Source organism: Pectobacterium parvum (genome assembly GCF_020971565.1).
Classification (GTDB): Bacteria; Pseudomonadota; Gammaproteobacteria; order Enterobacterales; family Enterobacteriaceae; genus Pectobacterium; species Pectobacterium polare.
This window is the reverse complement of record NZ_CP087392.1, coordinates 3377694-3397558: the sequence shown is the minus strand read 5'-3', so window position 1 is coordinate 3397558 and position 19865 is coordinate 3377694. Positions and strand designations below refer to the sequence as shown.

Annotated in this window: 18 protein-coding genes; 9 read left to right on the top strand and 9 right to left on the bottom strand. The window is 55.6% G+C overall.

The window, feature by feature from the left end; genetic code table 11:
- Window positions 1-181 precede the first annotated feature (181 nt).
- From menD to menE, 5 genes are read left to right on the top strand one after another with little or no spacing between them, the layout of a single operon-like run.
- Window positions 182-1864 carry a 2-succinyl-5-enolpyruvyl-6-hydroxy-3-cyclohexene-1-carboxylic-acid synthase gene (menD, locus tag LOZ86_RS15270; protein WP_039486040.1) on the top strand — a complete coding sequence of 561 codons (1683 nt, stop codon included), beginning with the start codon at window positions 182-184 and terminating at the stop codon, window positions 1862-1864.
- A 41-nt stretch (window positions 1865-1905) separates the two neighbouring features.
- Window positions 1906-2667 (top strand): 2-succinyl-6-hydroxy-2,4-cyclohexadiene-1-carboxylate synthase, encoded by a 762-nt coding sequence (gene menH / locus LOZ86_RS15265; protein ID WP_039486042.1) that lies wholly within the window; start codon window positions 1906-1908, stop codon window positions 2665-2667.
- Between the two features lie 5 nt (window positions 2668-2672).
- Window positions 2673-3530 carry a 1,4-dihydroxy-2-naphthoyl-CoA synthase gene (gene menB / locus LOZ86_RS15260; protein ID WP_039486044.1) on the top strand — a complete coding sequence of 286 codons (858 nt, stop codon included), beginning with the start codon at window positions 2673-2675 and terminating at the stop codon, window positions 3528-3530.
- Window positions 3530-4501, top strand: coding sequence for an o-succinylbenzoate synthase (gene menC, locus LOZ86_RS15255; RefSeq protein WP_230242247.1), 972 nt, complete (start codon window positions 3530-3532; stop codon window positions 4499-4501). Before menB ends, menC begins: the two co-directional genes overlap by 1 nt.
- On the top strand, window positions 4489-5955 hold the full coding sequence (gene menE / locus LOZ86_RS15250; protein ID WP_039486048.1) for an o-succinylbenzoate--CoA ligase: 1467 nt from the start codon (window positions 4489-4491) through the stop codon (window positions 5953-5955). The genes menC and menE overlap by 13 nt, the downstream gene beginning before the upstream one ends.
- A gap of 1 nt (window position 5956) precedes the next feature.
- Here menE and LOZ86_RS15245 read toward each other — a convergent pair whose 3' ends face one another.
- Window positions 5957-6169, bottom strand: coding sequence for a catalase (locus LOZ86_RS15245; protein ID WP_225969795.1), 213 nt, complete (start codon window positions 6167-6169; stop codon window positions 5957-5959).
- A gap of 248 nt (window positions 6170-6417) precedes the next feature.
- Between LOZ86_RS15245 and LOZ86_RS15240 the strand changes: the two genes are divergently transcribed.
- Window positions 6418-6957 carry a YfaZ family outer membrane protein gene (locus LOZ86_RS15240; protein ID WP_010301323.1) on the top strand — a complete coding sequence of 180 codons (540 nt, stop codon included), beginning with the start codon at window positions 6418-6420 and terminating at the stop codon, window positions 6955-6957.
- Window positions 6958-7136: 179 nt separating this feature from the next.
- Here the strand turns inward: LOZ86_RS15240 and tyrP are convergent, their stop codons facing one another.
- On the bottom strand, window positions 7137-8345 hold the full coding sequence (gene tyrP / locus LOZ86_RS15235) for a tyrosine transporter TyrP (protein ID WP_230242245.1): 1209 nt from the start codon (window positions 8343-8345) through the stop codon (window positions 7137-7139).
- A 221-nt stretch (window positions 8346-8566) separates the two neighbouring features.
- Between tyrP and LOZ86_RS15230 the strand changes: the two genes are divergently transcribed.
- A complete protein-coding gene (locus LOZ86_RS15230; RefSeq protein WP_230242237.1) occupies window positions 8567-9760 on the top strand; it encodes a nicotinamide mononucleotide deamidase-related protein YfaY in 1194 nt (397 codons plus the stop codon).
- 418 nt (window positions 9761-10178) lie between these two features.
- On the opposite strand, the gene LOZ86_RS15225 is transcribed toward LOZ86_RS15230, so the two are convergent.
- The 3 genes from LOZ86_RS15225 to tesA form a co-directional block, all read right to left on the bottom strand.
- On the bottom strand, window positions 10179-11039 hold the full coding sequence (locus LOZ86_RS15225; RefSeq protein WP_230242236.1) for a co-chaperone YbbN: 861 nt from the start codon (window positions 11037-11039) through the stop codon (window positions 10179-10181).
- Window positions 11040-11149: 110 nt separating this feature from the next.
- Window positions 11150-11920 (bottom strand): SDR family oxidoreductase, encoded by a 771-nt coding sequence (locus LOZ86_RS15220; RefSeq protein WP_230242234.1) that lies wholly within the window; start codon window positions 11918-11920, stop codon window positions 11150-11152.
- Window positions 11921-11948: 28 nt separating this feature from the next.
- Window positions 11949-12632 carry a multifunctional acyl-CoA thioesterase I/protease I/lysophospholipase L1 gene (gene tesA, locus LOZ86_RS15215; protein ID WP_431191634.1) on the bottom strand — a complete coding sequence of 228 codons (684 nt, stop codon included), beginning with the start codon at window positions 12630-12632 and terminating at the stop codon, window positions 11949-11951.
- On the opposite strand from tesA, the gene ybbA reads away from it, so the two are divergent.
- The gene (gene ybbA / locus LOZ86_RS15210; protein ID WP_010307452.1) at window positions 12555-13286 is read left to right on the top strand and encodes a putative ABC transporter ATP-binding protein YbbA; all 732 of its coding nucleotides are present in this window, start codon (window positions 12555-12557) and stop codon (window positions 13284-13286) included. The two genes, tesA and ybbA, sit on opposite strands and share 78 nt — an antisense overlap.
- Entirely contained in the window at window positions 13283-15712 is a 2430-nt protein-coding gene (ybbP, locus tag LOZ86_RS15205; RefSeq protein ID WP_230242232.1) for a putative ABC transporter permease subunit YbbP, read from the top strand. The genes ybbA and ybbP overlap by 4 nt, the downstream gene beginning before the upstream one ends.
- A gap of 142 nt (window positions 15713-15854) precedes the next feature.
- Here ybbP and LOZ86_RS15200 read toward each other — a convergent pair whose 3' ends face one another.
- The 4 genes from LOZ86_RS15200 to suhB all read right to left on the bottom strand — a co-directional run bounded on the left by LOZ86_RS15200 (window position 15855) and on the right by suhB (window position 19819).
- Window positions 15855-16655: an ABC transporter ATP-binding protein gene (locus LOZ86_RS15200; protein ID WP_230242231.1), complete on the bottom strand. Its 801-nt coding sequence runs from the start codon at window positions 16653-16655 to the stop codon at window positions 15855-15857.
- Entirely contained in the window at window positions 16652-17734 is a 1083-nt protein-coding gene (locus LOZ86_RS15195) for a FecCD family ABC transporter permease (RefSeq protein ID WP_230242229.1), read from the bottom strand. Before LOZ86_RS15195 ends, LOZ86_RS15200 begins: the two co-directional genes overlap by 4 nt.
- Window positions 17735-17740: 6 nt before the next feature.
- Entirely contained in the window at window positions 17741-18859 is a 1119-nt protein-coding gene (locus LOZ86_RS15190; protein WP_230242227.1) for an ABC transporter substrate-binding protein, read from the bottom strand.
- 156 nt (window positions 18860-19015) lie between these two features.
- Window positions 19016-19819 carry an inositol-1-monophosphatase gene (gene suhB / locus LOZ86_RS15185; protein ID WP_230242226.1) on the bottom strand — a complete coding sequence of 268 codons (804 nt, stop codon included), beginning with the start codon at window positions 19817-19819 and terminating at the stop codon, window positions 19016-19018.
- Between the last annotated feature and the right edge of the window lie 46 nt (window positions 19820-19865).

Here is a 19865-nt window from a genome sequence, read left to right as displayed (position 1 = left end):
TATCAAAGTCAGCGTGAGAAAAAAAAATATAATAAGGCTGATCTCGATGTTTGCTGAAGGGCACCAGACCGCCAACAGTTTGATCATTATTATTTGCTTAATACCCTAAATAATTCGAGTTGCGTGAAGGCGGCTTGAAGCATAACGGATATAACCTGCAACCTGAGTTGTTGAGTACAACATGTCAACAAGTGTATTTAATCGCCGCTGGGCTACATTACTGCTGGAATCGCTGACCCGCCACGGTGTCCGGCATGTCTGCATCGCGCCTGGTTCGCGCTCTACGCCGTTGACGCTGTCTGCGGCGGACAATCACGCACTGATTTGCCACACGCATTTCGATGAGCGGGGGCTCGGGCATCTGGCGCTGGGGCTGGCAAAAGCCTCGCGTGAGCCGGTTGCGATTATCGTGACGTCAGGCACCGCTGCCGCGAACCTTTATCCAGCCATCATCGAAGCTGGGCTGACCGGTGAACGTCTGGTGGTTCTGACGGCCGACCGCCCACCAGAGCTGATTGACTGCGGTGCAAATCAGGCGATTCGCCAACATGCATTGTATGCTTCACACCCCACGCTGGCGCTGGATTTGCCGCGCCCCACGCCCGACATTCCGGCTAGCTGGCTGGTTTCCTCTGTGGATAGCGCAATGGCGCGATTGACGCACGGCGCGTTGCACATTAATTGCCCCTTTGCTGAACCGCTGTACGGTACCGATGACGGCACGGTGTATCAGGACTGGCTGATGACGCTGGGCGACTGGTGGAACAGTCGTGAACCCTGGCTGCGTGAAATGCGCCAGAGTACGCTGGCGGTGCAGTCGGACTGGCCGCAGTGGCGACAGAAGCGGGGCGTTGTCCTCGCTGGTCGCGTGACGCCTGAACAAGGTGCACGACTCGCTGCGTGGGCGAACGAACTGGGCTGGCCGCTGATTGGCGACGTCCTGTCGCAAAGCGGGCAGCCGTTACCCTGTGCGGATATTTGGTTGGCGCATCCTGACGCAGCGGATCGCTTACGGCAGGCGGACATTGTCCTGCAGTTCGGCGGCAGCCTGACGGGTAAGCGCCTGCTGCAATGGCAGGAACAGTGCCAGCCGCAAGAATTCTGGTTAATCGATGACCTGCCGGGACGGTTGGATCCGGCTCACCATCGCGGACGCCGTCTGGTGGCGGACGTGGGCGAATGGCTGTCTGCGCATCCGGCACATAAACAAGCGCCATGGGCGGATTTGTTGGCGGATATTGCCGACAAAACGCAGCGGCAGATCGACGCGCATCTGGCTTCCCGTTTTGGTGAGGCGCAGCTGGCGCAGCGCATACCGGCGCTGTTGCCGCCGGATGGACAGCTATTTGTCGGCAACAGCCTTGTGGTTCGCCTGATCGATGCGTTGGCGCAGCTCCCGCAGGGATATCCGGTGTATGGTAATCGCGGTGCCAGCGGCATTGATGGCCTGATCTCCACGCTGGCTGGTGTACAGCGTGCTACGTCAAAAGCCACGCTGGGCATCGTCGGCGATCTTTCCGCGTTATACGATTTGAATGCGTTGACGCTGCTGCGTCAGGCTCCCGCACCGCTGGTGTTGATCGTGGTGAACAATAACGGCGGCCAGATATTTTCCCTGCTGCCGACGCCGGTTGCGCAGCGTGAAACGTTTTACTGCATGCCGCAAAATGTGGAGTTCGGCCACGCGGCCGCGATGTTTGGCCTGAATTACGTGCGTGCCGAGAGCTGGGAACAGCTGGCAGACACGGTGGCGGATTGCTGGACTCAGGGCGGCGTCACGCTGCTGGAAGTGGTGGTTGAGCCTAAAGACGGCGCGGAAACGCTCAATGAACTGGTCGCTCAGGTGGCGACGTGGGCGCACTAGAGTTTCAGAGGCCAAGCTTTCAGAGGCTAAGCTGCCGGAAAGTGACGCATGGCGCGGTGGCGCCGAGGCAGCCGTGGCTGGTGTGTCTGCATGGTTTATTAGGCAGCGGAGAAGACTGGCTGCCTGTTTTGCCGTTTTGTCGTGACTGGCCAGTGCTGCTGGTGGATTTACCCGGACACGGTGCGTCGCGAACGATTTCCACAACAGATTTTGCAGGTATCAGCCGCCAGTTAAGTAAGACGCTGTTGGATCAAGGCATTGAGAATTACTGGCTGCTAGGCTATTCGCTCGGTGGGCGTATCGCGATGTATCACGCCTGCAACGGACAGCATGACGGCATGCTGGGTCTGTTGGTCGAAGGCGGTCATCCCGGTCTGGCAACGCCGGAGCTGCGTACGGATCGTATCCACCATGATGCACGCTGGGCGCAGCGCTTTCGTCAGGAGCCGCTGCCAGCGGTCTTGCAGGACTGGTATCAGCAGGCGGTGTTTGCCGATGTGGATTCAGCGCAGCGTGAACAGCTGATCGCGCGTCGCAGCGCGAATCACGGTGCATCCGTTGCGGCAATGCTGGAAGCCACCTCTCTGGGGCGACAGCCTTTTTTAGCGGAACGCCTCCGGCAGCTGTCGATACCTTTTGTTTACTTATGCGGTGCCAGTGACGTGAAGTTTCAAACGCTGGCGGCGCAATACGGCCTGCCGTTACTGAGCGTGGCTCAGGCGGGTCATAATGCTCATCAGGCGAATCCAACGGCCTATGCCGAGCGGGTTCGCTCTTTTCTTTTGCATCACGTTAAGGATTGATAACTATGCTTTATCCGAGTGAAGACCTGCTTTACGCACCGATTGAATGGCACGATTGCAGCGGCGACTTCGCCGATATCCTCTACCATAAATCCATCGATGGCATTGCCAAAATCACCATTAACCGTCCTCAGGTTCGCAACGCATTCCGTCCGCAAACGGTAAAAGAGATGATTCAGGCGCTCGATAATGCCCGTCACGATGACGGTATCGGGACAATCATTCTGACTGGCGCGGGCGATAAGGCATTCTGCTCCGGCGGCGATCAGAAAGTACGCGGCGACTACGGCGGTTATCAGGATGACAGCGGTGTGCATCACCTGAACGTGTTGGATTTCCAGCGTCAGATCCGTACCTGTCCGAAGCCGGTTGTCGCGATGGTTGCGGGATATTCCATTGGTGGCGGACACGTTCTGCACATGATGTGTGACCTGACGATTGCGGCAGAGAACGCCATCTTCGGTCAAACGGGTCCACGCGTCGGTTCCTTCGACGGCGGCTGGGGCGCTTCTTATATGGCGCGCATCGTGGGTCAGAAGAAAGCGCGTGAAATCTGGTTCCTGTGCCGCCAGTACGATGCGGCGGAGGCGCTGGATATGGGACTGGTTAACACCGTGGTTCCGTTGGCAGAGCTGGAAAAAGAGACGGTGCGCTGGTGCCGTGAAATGCTGCAAAACAGCCCGATGGCGCTGCGCTGCCTGAAAGCGGCGCTGAATGCAGACTGCGACGGTCAGGCTGGCTTGCAGGAACTGGCGGGTAACGCCACCATGCTGTTCTACATGACGGACGAAGGGCAGGAAGGCCGTAACGCGTTCAACGAAAAACGTCAGCCTGACTTCAGCAAATTCAAACGGAATCCGTAATGCGTCAGGTCACTCTCTATCGTTACAGCGTGCCGATGGAAGCCGGAGTGGTGCTGCGTAATCAGCGTCTGAAAACCCGCTCTGGGCTTATTGTTCGCCTGCAAGACGGCGATCGATTGGGCTGGGGCGAGATCGCGCCGCTGCCGGAATTCAGCATGGAAACGCTGGCAGAGGCGGAATCAGCCGCGCTTGAACAGCTAAAATCGTGGGCTGCAGGGGCGGCATTTTCTGACGATCTTCCGCCTTCTGTTGCCTTTGGCTTGAGCTGTGCGCAGGCCGAACTGGATCAGCGTCTGCCGCAGGCGGCGGACTGTCGCAAAGCGCCATTGTGCAGCGGCGATCCTGACGAGCTGTTTGACATGCTACAGGCGATGCCGGGCGAGAAAGTGGCGAAGATCAAAGTCGGTCTGTATGAAGCGGTGCGTGACGGTATGATCGTTAACGTGCTGCTGGAAGCCTTGCCGGATCTGAAACTTCGTCTGGATGCCAATCGCAGTTGGACGCGAGCCAAAGCCGACGGCTTCGCTCGTTATGTCTCGCCGTCATTGCGTTCGCGCATTGCCTTTCTCGAAGAGCCTTGCAAAACCCGTGAGGAATCTCGCGAGTTTGCGCGGGAAACGGGCATCAGCATTGCCTGGGATGAAAGCGTGCGCGATGCGGATTTTCGGGTGGAAGCCGAGCCGGGCGTGAGCGCGATTGTGATCAAACCGACGCTGGTCGGTAGCCTCGCACGCTGCCAGCAACTGGTGCAGGAAACGCATCAAGCTGGATTAACGGCGGTGATCAGCTCCAGCATCGAATCCAGTCTGGGCTTAACGCAGCTGGCACGTCTGGCGCACTGGCTGACACCGGACACGATCCCAGGGCTGGACACGTTGGATCTGATGCATGCTCAGGTGATTCAATGCTGGCCGGAGAGCGCGTTGCCGCTGCTGGCTGCTGAGCAACTGGACGTGGTATGGCAATCCTGACTGACTGGCCGTGGCGACACTGGGCTAACCAGACGCCCCAGCCCGTCTCGTTGAATGAGTCAATCGCGCTGATTGACGACGAAACCCGCTGGAGCTGGCAGTCGCTTGCCCTGCAGGTGGATCATCTGGCAGAGCATTTCACACAGCAGGGCGTGGCGGCCGACAGTATGGTCGCGCTACGCGGGAAAAATAGTGTCCAGATGCTGTTCAGCTATCTGGCGCTGTTACAGTGCGGCGTGCGCGTGCTGCCGCTGAATCCACAGTTACCTGATGCACTCACCGAGGCGCTGCTGCCTACGCTGAATGTGGCGTATGGTCTGTGCCTGAATGATAAACCGTGGCCGAATGCGATACGTACGCTTTCTTTGCCCCCTATTTCTTTGTCATCAGACGCTTCGCCATCAGGCGATACCGAAGAAAGTCACAGCATCGACCAAGTACGCTGGCAGGCCGATCGGCTGGCGACGCTGACGCTGACATCCGGCTCCAGCGGGATGCCAAAAGCCGCGGTGCATTCATTTGCTGCCCATATCTCCAGCGCGGAAGGTGTGGTGCAGATGATAGCATTTTCCTCCAGCGACAGCTGGCTGCTGTCACTTCCACTTTTTCACGTTTCCGGGCAGGGCATCGTCTGGCGCTGGCTTGCAACAGGGGCAACCATTGTTGTCCGCGCACATCAGCCTCTGGATAGTGCACTGCGCGATTGCACCCATGCTTCTCTGGTGCCAACGCAACTGTGGCGACTGCTGTCAGAGGGGACATTCCCTTCGGCATTGAAAGCCGTATTGCTCGGCGGCGCGATGATCCCGCAGGCGCTGACGCAACAGGCAGAAGCGCGAGGCGTTAGCTGCTGGTGTGGCTATGGTCTGACGGAGTTGGCGTCCACGGTTTGCGCGAAACGTGCTGACGGGCGTTCGGGCGTCGGCATACCGCTGCTCGGGCGAGAGATCCGGCTGGTGGATGAGGAAATTCTGCTGCGTGGCAGCACGTTGGCTGCTGGCTATTGGCGTGATGGAAAACTGATTCCACTGGTCGATGATGACGGCTGGTTCCACACGCGGGATCGCGGGCTATTTACCGAGGGTGAGTGGCACATTCTGGGGCGTCTGGATAACCAATTCTTCAGCGGTGGAGAAGGGATTCAACCCGAGAATATCGAAGCCGTGCTGTTGGCACATCCTGACGTTCAACAGGCCTGCATTGTGCCTGTTGACGATGCGGAGTTCGGCCACCGTCCTGTTGCGGTATTGGAGGTGGCACAAGCCACGACGCTTGATGCGGTACGCGATTGGCTACAGCCGCAGCTTGCCGGATTTCAGCGTCCGGTCGCCTATTATGCGCTGCCCGCTGAACTGAAAAATGGTGGGATTAAGCTTTCTCGCCAGCAGGTGAAAAGCTGGGTCAATGTAGTGCACCATTCGTCCAACACAACAGGCGGCGCAGCGCGGTCGTAGGTTAGTTGTCCGGTACGCTGGTGCCGGATTTCGCTACCTTTCGCGGATGATTGGTCTGATTATTGGCGCGGTTTTCACGATCAAACAGCGCCAGTTTCTCCAGGAACCACATGTCCTGAAACCGCATCGGGCTGTGCTTGTCGGAACTCACCGTGTGAGGGGGATCGATCGTCGTAGCGCGCTTTTCTGTGGCTAATTTTCCTTCTCTCATCATCGTTTCCTTCTGCCTGTTTGTCGTCATCCGTGATGATTACTATTGTTCACTTTGTCTTTTTTGAGCAAATAGGCGGCGCTTATTGCTGCTATTGTCAGCAGCGCTGAAGGCAAACTTTCATGATTATTAAAAGAATAAATCGCTGCTCAGGGCAATTTCATGCTGGAGTGAGGGGGCGTTTCGGGTAGAATCGGCACCGATAACACCTTTACACGCGCGTTTAACGACGGTTTTTAAGGATATTGAAAATGAAAAAGTTTGTGATTGCCTGTGCGGGAAGCTTGTTACTTGCAAGCGCTTCTGTACATGCCATTAGCCTTTCCGGGGAAGCAGGTCGCGATTACGCTGGTGCCAGTGCGGGCTTCGGTCTGGGCATTCCTGGGCTTGCGGGCAATGTGAGCTATGCCCACGGCGACAACAACAATGATGTATACGGCTTCGGCTTGGGATACACCATTCCTGTTGGCCCACTCAAACTGACTTTGGGGGGCAAAGCGCTGTACCTGAATCAGGATCACGGCAATGATGGCTATGGCGTCGCACTGGGCGGTGGCGTGCAGTGGCCGCTGAGCCGTCAGTTCTCGCTGTATGGTGAAGGTTACTATTCACCGGATTCCTTCTCCAGCCATGTCGACCACTATGTTGAAGGGAAAGCAGGCGTACGCTGGCAGGTGTTTGCACCGTTGAGCGTTGATGTCGGCTACCGCTACATCAATATGGCGCGTGAAAACGGCCCAGATAACAGATTGGCGGATTCTGCCTATATTGGCGTTGGTCTGAACTTCTAATATACCCGTCATACTTCAAGCCGCAGGTGTGTTGGCTTGATGCTGTGAGTGGAAACAAAAAAGAGCGTGAATGCTTAGTTCACGCTCTTTTTTTATGACGGACATCCTTGTCCGCCACCCTTCGGGCCGTCGCAAGCGACGTTGAAAAACGCTCCCAGCGTTTTTTTATGCACGTAAGGTTAACTGATTGACGGTAGCCAGCCCGCGACCATCGCCAGTTGGATCAGGATAATTGCTACGCCGCTGGTGAAGACCAGTGCCAGGACCGGCGCGCCACCGCGCGTTGCGCATATTTCAGGACGCTGTTTGCGTACCTGCCAGCTCAGTAAGGCGGGAATAAGCAGTGCCAGTACAGCCAGCGCAATCGCCGCATAGCCTAGCGCCATCACAAACCCTTGCGGATAAAAGAGGGCAAACACCAGCGGGGGAATAAAGGTCAGTAAGCCCGTTTGCGCGCGCCCGATGATGCTATTTTTACGTTTAAACAGATCGGCTAAATAATCGAACAATCCAAGCGCCACGCCGAGGAAAGAGGTCGCCAGTGCCAGATCGGCAAACAGGTGGACGGCCAGTTCAACATGCGGTGAGGCAACCAGCGTGCGAATAGCCTGCATCAACCCATTCAATCCCGCCTGATCGGCCAAAATAGCGTTGAATGTTGAAGAGCTGAGACTGCCCAGCATTACGAGCTGCCAGAAAATATACGCAATCAGCGGTATCACGCTACCGATAAGGAATATCCGGCGCAGCTTACGGCTGTCGCCCCCCATGTAGTGCACGATACTGGGGATACTGCCGTGAAAGCCGAAGGATGTCAGAATGACGGGTAATGCCGAGAGTGTCAGACCTTGTTGCAGCGGTAGCGTTAGCAGGTTGACGCGCTGAATATGCGGCACCATGACGGCCAGCATGATGACGAGCATCAGTACTTTGCCGCTAAACAGGATGCGGTTAAACAAATCGACGGAGGATGTGCCGATACAAACGACGCCGCCGGCAACCAGCGTAAAGAGCAGAATGCCTGCGGACAACGGAAGTGAGTAGCCACTCCACTGGCTGATACTGCTGGCGAGCAGCTCGCCTGCGCCGCTGATATAGGCTGCCGTTAGCGCATACATCAGAAATAGCATACTGAAACCGGTGATCCACTGTCCCCAGCGGCCGAGGTAGATTTTTGCCAACGTGCCCAGTCCGGTGTGCGACGGCTGATGTTGATACACTTCAACCAGCAATAAGGCGCTGTAACACATCAGTGCCCACAAACCGATTAATATCATCAATGTAGTACCAAACCCGACGCCAGCGGTGGCTAACGGCATCGCCAACATTCCAGCTCCTATAGTGGTGCCTGCAACGATAAAAATGCTGCCAAGAGTACGATTTTTCACCTATTCCTCTATAAATAGCGTGGCTATCCAGATATTTTTGGCAGCAGGGTAGAGTATTCAGTGATTTCTGTCAAAACGCCGTTACGAGAGGTGTAATTTTATATTTACACTGGAGTGAGGCTCACTGGCGGTGGCGTATTTTTCGGCGGGCTGAAAGAAATATTGTGTTTGTTCATCCGACTTTTTAAAGTGGTTTCAGGATCGTCACGAGGAATAAAAAAATGCTTAGGGTCGAGATGTTATGTACCGGCGATGAAGTGCTGCATGGTCAGATTATTGATACCAATGCGGCCTGGCTGGCGGATTATCTGTTTCAGCAGGGATTACCGATGACCAGCCGGATGACGGTGGGGGACGATCTCGATGCGCTGGTGACTGCGATAACGCAGCGTAGCCAGATAGCCGATATCCTGATTGTGAACGGCGGCCTGGGGCCGACCAGCGACGATCTCAGCGCGTTGGCAGCGGCCACCGCAGCAGGAGAAGGGCTAGTTGAGCACGCGGAATGGCTGGCGCGTATGGAGGCGTTCTTTGCCGAGCGCGGCAGAGTGATGGCACCGAGCAACCGCAAACAGGCGCAAATCCCCGCTAGCGCGGAAATGGTGGATAACCCAGTGGGCACCGCCTGTGGTTTTGCGCTGCAACTGAACAAGTGCCTGATGTTTTTTACGCCGGGCGTGCCGTCTGAGTTTAAGGTCATGGTCGATCAGCAAATTATGCCGCGCCTGCGCGAGCGTTTTGCCGTCACTGATGCCCCGTTGTGCTTGCGCCTGACGACCTTTGGCCGTTCTGAAAGCGATCTGGCAAGTCAGTTGGATGGCATGGCGTTACCGCCGGGTGTGGTGCTGGGCTACCGCTCTTCTATGCCGATTATCGAGCTGAAGCTGACTGGCCCTGCTGCCCAGCAGGAAAATATGGAGCAACTGTGGGAAACAGTGCGCACCGTGGCAGGGGAAAATACCCTCTTTGAAGGAACCGAGGGGTTACCGGCACAGCTGGCACGACGTCTGGTCGAGCGTGATATGACGCTGGCAGTGAGTGAACACTTTACGGCAGGATTGCTCAACTGGCAGCTCCAGTCGGCGAACGTTCCGCTGGTGGGTGGAGAACTGCTGGCAAATGCTGACGATAGCAGCCTGTCTGGGTTAGTGGACTATGCTCGCCATCTGGCGGAGCGTCAGGGGGCATCGTTAGCGCTGGTCGTGGGGCGTCGGGATGATGCTGAACTGTCATTAGCGTTGCATACGCCGGAAGGATCTTTCGCCCAAACGATACAGTTCAACGTACAGCGTTACAGCCTGAAGACCCATCAGGACGTTATCGCAATGTTGGCGATGAACATGCTGCGCCGCTGGCTAAATGGGTGGTCTGTCTACGGCGGACATGGTTGGATAACGGTGCTAAGAACGCTTTAGAGTAAAAAACATTCTCATATGAAAGACAGACAATAATTTGTATGCGTTCTGATTTTGTTGTTTTTTATTTTCCGGCGTCAAACGCTGTGCTGAGGTGGGCGTGACCGTCGGGTGAGCCGCATGGATGCGGCGAAAGTCAGTGCCGCGTCGGGAACGCGTCACTGACGGCCCGAATAACGGTAACGAACGCCGAAGGTACCGCGAAGCGGCGCAGCGTCCGCCAAATAGCCAGAGGCCAAGGAGCTGCGGCGACTGAGCGCTCCTTGTCGGGCGAGTGATGAAATGACAGAAAAGTAGGGTGGTTAGCACGCCCGAAACTATCACAGTAATTCAGCATAAGGTGATGAAAAAACAACACTGCTAATGCCTGCAAATAAAAAGGCCAGAATCAACGTTCTGGCCTTTTTCACAAGATAAATCAATATAATAACGAATAGAGCTGTCGGCGGTAGCGGGCGGCGAGGGCGTCGCTGGTGCCGAGGGCGGCCATGATGTCCATCAGCGTTTTACGTGCGCTGCCGTTAGCAACGGCCAGATCTTTCTTCAGGAATCCCATCAGCAGTTCAAGCGCTTCTTCGTTACGGCCGACCTGATGCAGTTGCAGAGCCAGCTGTACCGCGAGATCCGCATTTTGCGGATCGGCGTCCAACTGCTGCTGTAGATGCTGAATTTCCGGCGTGTCTGCCGCCTGTTTCAGCAATTCAATTTGAGCCACGAGGCTATGGTAACGCGTGTCTCGATCTTGCAAAGGAATAGTAGCCAGTACGGCCTCAGCATCTTCACTGCGTTTAATTTGAATCTGCACTTCCGCCAGCATCAGACCGATGTCACTGCGCTGCTGGCTGAGTTGCCAGGCGTCTTTCAGCAGTTGCATCGCTTCCGGCAGTTTGTCTTCCTGAATCAGCTGCTGTGCCTGTGCCACTTTCAGCTCTTCTTCTTTCGGCAGCGCGCGTTTCAGCAATTCACGAATGGCTTCTTCCGGCTGTGGCCCTTGAAAACCATCCAGCGGCTGCCCGTCTTTAAACAGATAAACGGTTGGGATTGAGCGCAGGCCAAACTGAGCCGCTACGCGCTGTTCGGCATCACAGTCAACCTTCGCCAGAACAAACTGCCCTGCGTATTCCTGCGCCAGTTTGTCCAGCACAGGCTCCAACTCCAGACAGTGTTGGCTACGCGCGGACCAGAAGTAAAACAGGACTGGCAGTGTCGTGGAGTGTTCCAACACCTGATGCAGGTTGGATTCGTTGACGTCAACGATAGTCGCTTGTTGTTCTAACATGAGTAGTCTCTCTTACTTCTTGAATTCGTTTTACCTTTAAATGGGGCCTGCCAGTGTCACTTACAAGCCTCGTGCAGAGATGAGTGCACAATTCGTCATCCTCTGCTGCCTTATCCTCGTACTACTTTATCCAGCAGGCACCCCGGGAGCAGACGGCGCAGCCAGGTTAAGGCGTGCGCCACCAGCGTCACTGGGTAGCGTAATTTTGGCCGTGAACTTTCCAGCGCATGGTGGAGCTTCGGTAATATCGCTTCCGGCGGTAGCGTGAAACGTTTGGCGATGCCGGGGTTGGTGACTGGTTTGTCTGTCTGCGTCTGTGCCACGTTAGTGGTAAAGCGCGTGCTGATCGGACCGGGCTCAATCAGGCTGACGTGCAGGCCGCTGCCGTGAAGTTCCATACGCAACGCATCTGACCAGGCTTCCAGCGCATATTTGCTGGCGGCATACGCACCGCGACCCGGCGTTGACACCAACCCCAGCACGGAACTGGTCTGGATGATACGGCCTTCACCATGCGGCAGCATCGCGGGTAATAATAGCTGTGTGAGCTGATGCGTGCCGAACAGGTTGCTGGAAAACTGCTGTTCAAGCTGCTGGCGCGAAATGGTATTCAACGGGCCATACAGACCATATCCAGCGTTATTAAACAAACCGTACAGACGGTTATCGGTCAGTCTGATCACCTCCGCCGCGGCCTGTTCCACGCTGGTGCTGTCATCCAGATCGAGCGTAATCGCCTCCAGACCCAGCGTGGTCAGACGCGCCATATCCTCTGCGCGACGGCAGGCTGCAATCACGTGATAGCCGCGTTTTTGCAGATCCTGAGCGGCAATCAGGCCAATACCGCTGGAGCAACCCGTAATGAAGACCGTTTTTTGCATAACTTTACCTAATTCAAAAGCCTATTTATTAAGACTCATGGTTAACTAAGGGTTCCAGCTGCTTCGCCATCCAGTCTGCGATAAACGGTTGGGCATCCCGGGTTGGATGGATGCCATCTTCCATCATCCACTCCGGTTTAAGATACACCTGCTCCATAAAGAAAGGCAGCAGCGGAAGTGCAAACTGCTCCGCTAGTTTGGGGTAGATATTGCTGAATGATTCAGTGTAGCGACGGCCATAGTTGGTTGGTAAGCGAACCTGCATGAGCAGTGGCTTAGCGTTAGCCTGTTTGACCAGCGTGATGATTGTCGCCAGATCCTGCTCAATATTTTGTGCTGGAAACCCTCGAAGCCCGTCATTGCCGCCCAGTTCAATCAACACCCAACGCGGCTGATGTTGTTTCAGCAGGGCAGGAAGACGCGCTAGCGCTTGTGCGGTGGTGTCTCCACTAATGCTGGCGTTAACCACCGCGACGCCTTTTTTCTGCGTCTGCCACTGCGTGTTCAATAGCGTTGGCCACGCGTTAGCGATCGGCATCTGATAGCCCGCACTGAGGCTATCGCCCAGAATTAATAATGTGTCAGCGGCGAAAGCGCGTACGCTGCATAATCCCAGAAGCAAAAGGACGAAAACATGTTTGCGAAGACCAGCCCAGCGAGTGCTACGCCAAGCAAAACTGCGCACGTAGAAAACATTCTTGAAGTTCATCATCTTAGTAAGCACGTTGGTCAAGGAGAAAATCGGCTTTCCATCCTTACCGGAGTTGAGCTCATTGTCAAACCTGCGCAGACAATTGCCCTGATTGGTGAATCCGGTTCGGGAAAATCGACGTTGCTGGGGATCCTGGCCGGGCTGGATGATGGTACAGAAGGCGATGTTAGCCTGATGGGCAAATCGCTGAGCGCACTGGATGAAGAAGGCCGTGCGGCGCTGCGTGCACAACATGTCGGTTTCGTCTTCCAGTCTTTCATGCTGGTGCCGACGCTGAATGCGTTGGAGAACGTACAATTACCCGCGTTGTTGCGTGGCGAAAGCGACAGCCACAGTCGTGGACAGGCCGAGCAGCTTTTACAGCAGCTCGGGCTAGGTGAACGCCTACATCATCTTCCCGCTCAGCTTTCCGGTGGTGAACAGCAGCGTGTGGCATTGGCTCGTGCGTTCAGCGGTCGCCCTAACGTGTTGTTCGCCGATGAACCTACCGGGAATCTGGATCGTAAAACCGGTGAGCGCATTGTTGATCTGCTGTTTTCCCTCAATCGCGATTATGCCACCACGCTGATTCTGGTGACGCACGATGAACAACTGGCGGCACGCTGCGAGCGACGTCTGCGGTTAGTCGACGGCAAGCTGCGGGAGGACGCATGATCTGGCGATGGTTCTGGCGCGAATGGCGCTCTCCTTCCTTATTGATTGTCTGGCTGGCGCTAACGCTGGCCGTGGCCTGCGTGCTGGCGCTGGGTACGATTAGCGACCGCATGGAAAAAGGGCTCAGCCAGCAGAGCCGTGATTTTCTGGCGGGCGACCGCGTGCTGCGTGCGTCGCGGCCCGTCGCGGAAGACTGGCTTTTGGACGCGCAGCAGCGCGGACTGACGCTTAGCCGCCAGATTTCTTTCATGACCATGACGTTCGCGGGCGATACGCCGCAGCTGGCGCAGGTTAAAGCGACTGACCAGCGTTATCCGCTGTACGGCAATTTGCAGACGCGCCCTGAAGGGCTGCATGCGGAAGCGGGAACGGTGCTGGTGGCCCCGCGCCTTCTGGCGTTGCTTGGGCTGAAAGTCGGTGACATGCTGGATGTCGGCGATACCTCACTGCGTATCAGCGGCGAACTGATTCAGGAACCAGATTCCGGCTTTAATCCGTTTGAGACCGCGCCGCGTATTTTGATGAATCTGGATGATGTCGAGAAAACGGGGGCGATTCAGCCGGGGGGCCGTATTACCTGGCGCTACATGTTTTCTGGCAATGAGAAGCAAATTAGCGAATTTAGCAACTTCATCAAGCCACAGCTCAAGCCCGATCAGCGCTGGTATGGCATGGAAGATTCCGAAGGTGCGCTGAGCCAGTCGTTAAAGCGGTCGCAGCAGTTCCTGTTACTGTCGGCGCTGCTGACGCTGTTGCTGTCTATTGCTGCGGTCGCGGTGGCGATGGGGCACTACTGCCGCAGCCGCTATGATTTGGTCGCCATTCTGAAAACGCTGGGAGCCGGCAAACAAGCGCTGAGGCGATTAATTATCGGGCAGTGGCTTTCCGTACTGGGTCTGGCGGCAGTTTGCGGTAGCGTGTTCGGCCTTGGGTTTGAGGCGCTGCTGATGAAAATGCTGGCTCCGGTGCTGCCCGCTGCATTGCCTGCATCCGGGCTGTGGCCGTGGGTCTGGGCGCTGGGATCGCTGGTGCTGATCTCGCTGCTGGTTGGGCTGCGTCCGTATCGGCTGCTGCTGGCGACACAGCCGCTGCGCGTTTTGCGTCAGGATGTGGTGGCGAACGTGTGGCCGCTGCGCTATTACCTGCCGATTGTTCTGGTTATTGTTGTCGGGCTGCTGGCGGTGTTGTCCGGTGGCGGGGTGCTGCTGTGGTCGCTGCTCGGCGGCGTGGCGGTGTTGTCGCTACTGCTGGGTGTTATTGGCTGGGGCGGTCTGCTGCTGTTACGGCGCTTGACGGTTAAACGACTGGCGTTGCGTCTGGCGATTAACCGTCTGCTGCGTCAACCGTGGTCGACGCTCAGCCAACTGGCGGCGTTTTCGTTGTCGTTCATGCTATTGGCGTTGCTGTTAGTGATGCGCGGTGATTTGCTGGATCGCTGGCAGCAGCAGTTGCCGCCGGGCAGCCCGAACTATTTCCTACTGAATATCACAGCGGAACAGGTGCCGCAGGTGAGGGAGTTCCTTTCTCAGCATGACGTGACGCCAGAGCAGTTCTTCCCGATTATTCGTGCGCGCCTGACGGAGATTAATCAGCAGGTTGCTACGGAAGTGATTCATGAAGACGATCCGGGTGGCAACACGGTGAACCGTGAGCTGAGCCTGACCTGGATGAACGGGATTCCACAGCACAACGTATTGGTGGAAGGCGAAGCGCCGAAGACGGGCGAAGTCTCGATGGAAGAGAAAGAAGCCAAAGAGATGGGCATCAAGATTGGCGATACGCTGACCTTCACTGGCGACACGCAGCCGTTTAGCGCGACGGTGACCAGCTTCCGTCAGGTGGATTGGGAGAGCCTGCGTCCGAATTTCTTCTTTATTTTCCCCGTGGGGGCGTTGGATAACCAGCCGCAGTCTTGGCTGACGAGCTTCCGCTACGATGGCGATGAGAAGATGATTACGCAGTTGAATCGCCAGTTCCCAACGGTAAGCGTGTTGGATATCGGCAGTATTCTGCGTCAGGTTGGGCAGGTTTTGCAGCAGGTAAGCCGCGCGCTGGAGATTATGGTCATACTGGTGCTGTTCTGCGGCGTGCTGCTGTTGCTGGCTCAGATTCAGGTCGGGATGCGTCAACGACGTCAGGAACTGATGGTATACCGCACGCTGGGAGCTGGTTTACGCCTGCTGCGCACCACGCTGTGGTGTGAATTCGCGGTGCTGGGCTTGGTGGCGGGAACGGCTGCGGCGATTGGCGCAGAATCTGCCCTGTGGCTGTTGCAGCGTAAAGTCTTTAACTTTGCCTGGGAACCGAATATCGGGATGTGGATAGCACTGCCGTTAATCGCGGCGTTCCTCCTGTCGCTCTGCGGCGGCTGGCTGGGGCTACGACTCTTACGCGGTAAAGCGCTATTCCGGCAATTCGCGGGGTAACAAATTTCGTTGAGAAAATCAGTCCCCTGATGAGGTGGTTGCTGATGCTGTTCTTGCTCGGCGAGCCACCTTCCGTTGTCATAAGAGATGCCTAGTACGGACAAGTCGACGGTGAGGGGCATCGTCGACTTGTCCGTCAGGCTTAGATGGTTGGCTCGCTAACCAGCCCATCGATAATCACCTGCGGCACGCCCTGCGAACAGCGCTCGATGCGTCCGCGTACGCCATAGACCGCCGACAGGCTTTCAGGGCTAATCACCTCGGCCGGTGCGCCATTGGCAATCAAATTACCGTTTTGCAGCATCAATACATGGTCGCCATGACGCAGCGCGATATTGATGTCATGCACCACCACGACGGTGATGATGTTGCGCTTACGCGTTTCCTTACGTACCAAATCCATCACGTGGAACTGATAGTTCAGATCCAGTGCACTGAGTGGTTCATCCAGCAGGAGCAGCGAAGGTTGACGGATCAGCGATTGTGCTAACCCCACCAGCTGTTTCTGTCCGCCTGAGAGCTGATCGAGATAGCTCAACGCCAGATGTTCAATGCCTAACTGACGCAGCAGGCTCATCACTTCATCCTGCTTTTCGGCGTTGTGCATGCCACCGGACGCGCGCTGTGCGACGATAATCGATTCCAACACGTGCAGGTGAACGCCGGCAGGCAGGGATTGCGGTAAATAAACGACTTTTTCCGCCCGCTGAGCAAAAGGCAATGTCATCAGATTGGTGTCATCCAACCACAGTTCGCCTTCGGAAGCATTCAGACCTGCCATTGCACGTAACAGCGTTGATTTGCCGCTGCCGTTGGGACCGAGCAGCACGGTAATTTTCCCGCGCGGCAGCTGCGGGACGGACAGATCGCGAATCACCTGACGCTTGGGGTAACCGGCGCGAAAGTGGGAAAGGCGTAATCCAGAAGGGGGTTGCTGGTTCATACGTTTCCTCTGTGGCGCAGGATGATACTCAGGAAGAAGGGGACGCCAACCAGTGATGTGACGATCCCGACCGGGATAATGACGCCGGGGATGAGGTTTTTCGAGGCAACGGATGCCATCGACAGCACCAGCGCGCCAGTTAACGCACTGGCAGGCAGATAGAAGCGGTGGTCTTCACCGAAAATCATACGTGCGATATGCGGAGCAACCAGACCGATAAAGCCGATGGGGCCAACAAACGCGACCGAAATGGCGGACAAAATACTGATGCGCAGCAGCGTCGCCAGACGCAGGCGGCGGACGTTAATGCCAAAACTAACGGCGCGATCTTCGCCCAACCGCAGCGCGGTCAGCTTCCATGAGCTCATCAGTGAAATTGGCATCACGATAGCCAGCACCAACAGCAGGATGCCCAATTTTTCCCACGAGGCACGGGCCAGGCTGCCCATCGTCCAGAATACTAGACCTTGCAGCGTGTCTTCGTTGGCGATGAACTGGAGCATGGATACCAGCGCGTTGAAGGTGAACACCAGCGCGATACCGAACAGCACGACACCGGAGGTCGCTACCTGCGTCCAGCGCGTAATGCCATCAAGCAGCAACGCTGCCAGCAGCGCAAAGATAAAGGCGTTTGCAGAGATAAACCACTGAGCCGGAATACCGGGGATGCCGATACCGAGGACGATAGCCAGCGCAGCACCGAATGCGGCGGCGGAAGAAACGCCGAGCGTAAACGGGCTGGCCAGCGGGTTGTTGAGGATGGTTTGCATTTCTGCACCAGCCAGACCAAGCGCCAGCCCGACAACAATTGCCATCAGCGCGTAAGGCAGACGAATATCCCAGACGATCACGCGCGTACCCGCATCCGCACTGGCCGGATCGGTCAGCGTTTGCCAAAGTACATCAAGCGTCAGCCCTGAAGGCCCCCTCGTGAAATCTAGCAACAACGAGCCGATGATGATCAACAGCAGTATCGCCATAACACCTACGCGGCGTCGAATGATGCCGCGATAGTTGTCCATAACGGTGTTGGTATCCGCGGCTGTATTGCGGATACCCGGTTCAGTGGTTGTACTCATGAAAAATTACTCACCTTGTTTCCAGGCAAAGATAAAGTCACTGTCAGGCAGCGAGGTAAAATTTTGAATGATATGGCGATACGTGTCATCAGGATTCAGGTCGGTAAACGACTGAGGATAAATATCTTTTGCCAGATATTCCATACCGACAATGTTGTAGGGATGGTTGTAGAAATGGTGATAAACGCCATAGACGTGTTTCGCCTCAACCGCCGGAATCTGGCTAATACCAGTGCGGCTTAGCAGCACATTAGCCTGTGTGCGAACGTTTTCGGTGCTGGCGCCATAGCCTAACGGCAGTACCTGGCTGTTGCCGCGTTTAGATCCCGTCATAATGTAGGCATCTGGTTTCATGCTGATGACTTTTTCCAGCGAGACAAAGCCTGATGCGCCCGGCAGCAAATCGGAACCAATATTTTTCGCGCCGACCGCTTCAACTAACCCGCCCCAGCCGCTGTTGCTGTGTGTGAAGCAGCAGGAGTCAGAGTTGCCAGCAATCGGTTCAACAAAGACGCTGGGTTTCGGGGTTATTGCGGCAGTTTTCTGCTGAATGGCATCGAAATGTTGACGGTAGAAATCGGTATACGCTTTGGCATTGGCCTCACGGTTCAGCACCTTACCCAGCAGGTCGATACTTGGGGCGGTATCCTTAGCCGGATTGACTTCATAATCGACAAACAGTACGGGAATATTGAGCGCGCTGAGCTTGTCGATCACACCGCTTTCTTTCAGCGCGGCTTTGGCGCGCAGCTGAGCAATCATCAGATCCGGCTGTTTCGACAGTACGCTTTCCAGATCGACGTTGCCTTTGTCACTGAACCCCATATCCAAAATATCGACGGACTGAGGCCATTTTCCTTTCAGCATGTCCCAGGTTGCCGTGTCTTGCTTTTTCGCCAGATTGTTCCAAGCGACCAAACGCTGAAAAGGATTATCACGGTCGAGCAATGCCATCGTCATGATATCGCGCCCATCTTGCAAAATGATGCGCTGCGGCTCTTGTTTAATGGTGACACTTCTGCTGTCGAAATCGGTGACGGTAAGAGGATATTGGGTGGCGTAGCTGAAAAGTGGAGCGGAGAGTAGTGCAGTAAGAAAGAGCGAATTTACTGATTTTCTTAACATAATAGCGATCCTAATTTACAATTTTATCAGTGTAATGCGTTTGATAACTATTATCGTATAAGGATAAGCAATGCGTATACAGGATTCATATGTAAAGAAAAATAACAACTCCGACCCTGGTTTCATTTTTTGAGGATGGGGCGGAGTTGGCCGAGATTAGCGTTTCAGCGCGTCGCTCAGTTCTTCACGGATGGTGCCCAGCATGGCTTTCACCACACGCGGGTTGCCTGCGACCAGATTGCCAGATGCTATATAGTTATGGCCGCCAACGAAGTCTGTTACGATCCCGCCAGCTTCACGAACCAGCAGCTCACCGCCAGCAAAGTCCCAAGGTTTCAGGCCGATCTCAAAGAAGCCGTCGACGCGACCTGCGGCAACATAGGCCAGATCCAGTGCGGCAGAACCCGTACGGCGGAAATCTGCACAGTGGACGAACAGTGCACCGATGGCATTAATATAACTTTTGCTGTGTTGTTTTAATTTGAAAGGGAAACCTGTTGCCAGTACGGTACCTTCCAGATCGCGGGCAGTGCTGCTGCGCAGACGGTAGCCGTTCAGCTGTGCGCCTTGACCACGGGTCGCGGTAAACAGCTCATTGCGCATAGGATCGTAAACGACAGCAACTTCGGTACGGCCTTTAATGCGAACCGCGATAGAAACAGCGAAGTGGGGTAAACGTTTGATGAAGTTGGTGGTGCCATCCAGAGGATCGATAACCCATTGTACTGCTGGATCTTCGCCAACCAGCTCGCCACATTCTTCACCAATAATGGTGTGCTGTGGGTAAGACTTACGGATGACTTCAACGATCAGACGTTCTGCATCCCGATCAACGTTGGTCACAAAATCGTTGCTGCCTTTCTGGCTAGCTTCGACGGCGTCTGGCGTTTCATAATTCTTGGCAATTAAATTACCGGCTTTACGCGCAGCGCGTATAGCGATGTTGAGCATAGGATGCATGGTATCGGTCCACTGGAATGTTAAAGAACGGAAAGCGGCGCAAATT

Excerpts from the sequence above, each read along its gene's own strand:
- ybbA (WP_010307452.1), top strand. The coding sequence starts at position 12,555 with ATGTTTGCGAAGACCAGCCCAGCGAGTGCTACGCCAAGCAAAACTGCG.
- LOZ86_RS15190 (WP_230242227.1), bottom strand. The coding sequence starts at position 18,859 with ATGTTAAGAAAATCAGTAAATTCGCTCTTTCTTACTGCACTACTCTCC.
- LOZ86_RS15230 (WP_230242237.1), top strand. The coding sequence starts at position 8,567 with ATGCTTAGGGTCGAGATGTTATGTACCGGCGATGAAGTGCTGCATGGT.
- menE (WP_039486048.1), top strand. The coding sequence starts at position 4,489 with ATGGCAATCCTGACTGACTGGCCGTGGCGACACTGGGCTAACCAGACG.
- menC (WP_230242247.1), top strand. The coding sequence starts at position 3,530 with ATGCGTCAGGTCACTCTCTATCGTTACAGCGTGCCGATGGAAGCCGGA.
- tesA (WP_431191634.1), bottom strand. The coding sequence starts at position 12,632 with ATGATGAACTTCAAGAATGTTTTCTACGTGCGCAGTTTTGCTTGGCGT.
- LOZ86_RS15245 (WP_225969795.1), bottom strand. The coding sequence starts at position 6,169 with ATGATGAGAGAAGGAAAATTAGCCACAGAAAAGCGCGCTACGACGATC.
- menD (WP_039486040.1), top strand. The coding sequence starts at position 182 with ATGTCAACAAGTGTATTTAATCGCCGCTGGGCTACATTACTGCTGGAA.
- suhB (WP_230242226.1), bottom strand. The coding sequence starts at position 19,819 with ATGCATCCTATGCTCAACATCGCTATACGCGCTGCGCGTAAAGCCGGT.
- LOZ86_RS15220 (WP_230242234.1), bottom strand. The coding sequence starts at position 11,920 with ATGCAAAAAACGGTCTTCATTACGGGTTGCTCCAGCGGTATTGGCCTG.
- LOZ86_RS15225 (WP_230242236.1), bottom strand. The coding sequence starts at position 11,039 with ATGTTAGAACAACAAGCGACTATCGTTGACGTCAACGAATCCAACCTG.
- ybbP (WP_230242232.1), top strand. The coding sequence starts at position 13,283 with ATGATCTGGCGATGGTTCTGGCGCGAATGGCGCTCTCCTTCCTTATTG.
- LOZ86_RS15240 (WP_010301323.1), top strand. The coding sequence starts at position 6,418 with ATGAAAAAGTTTGTGATTGCCTGTGCGGGAAGCTTGTTACTTGCAAGC.
- LOZ86_RS15195 (WP_230242229.1), bottom strand. The coding sequence starts at position 17,734 with ATGAGTACAACCACTGAACCGGGTATCCGCAATACAGCCGCGGATACC.
- LOZ86_RS15200 (WP_230242231.1), bottom strand. The coding sequence starts at position 16,655 with ATGAACCAGCAACCCCCTTCTGGATTACGCCTTTCCCACTTTCGCGCC.
- menB (WP_039486044.1), top strand. The coding sequence starts at position 2,673 with ATGCTTTATCCGAGTGAAGACCTGCTTTACGCACCGATTGAATGGCAC.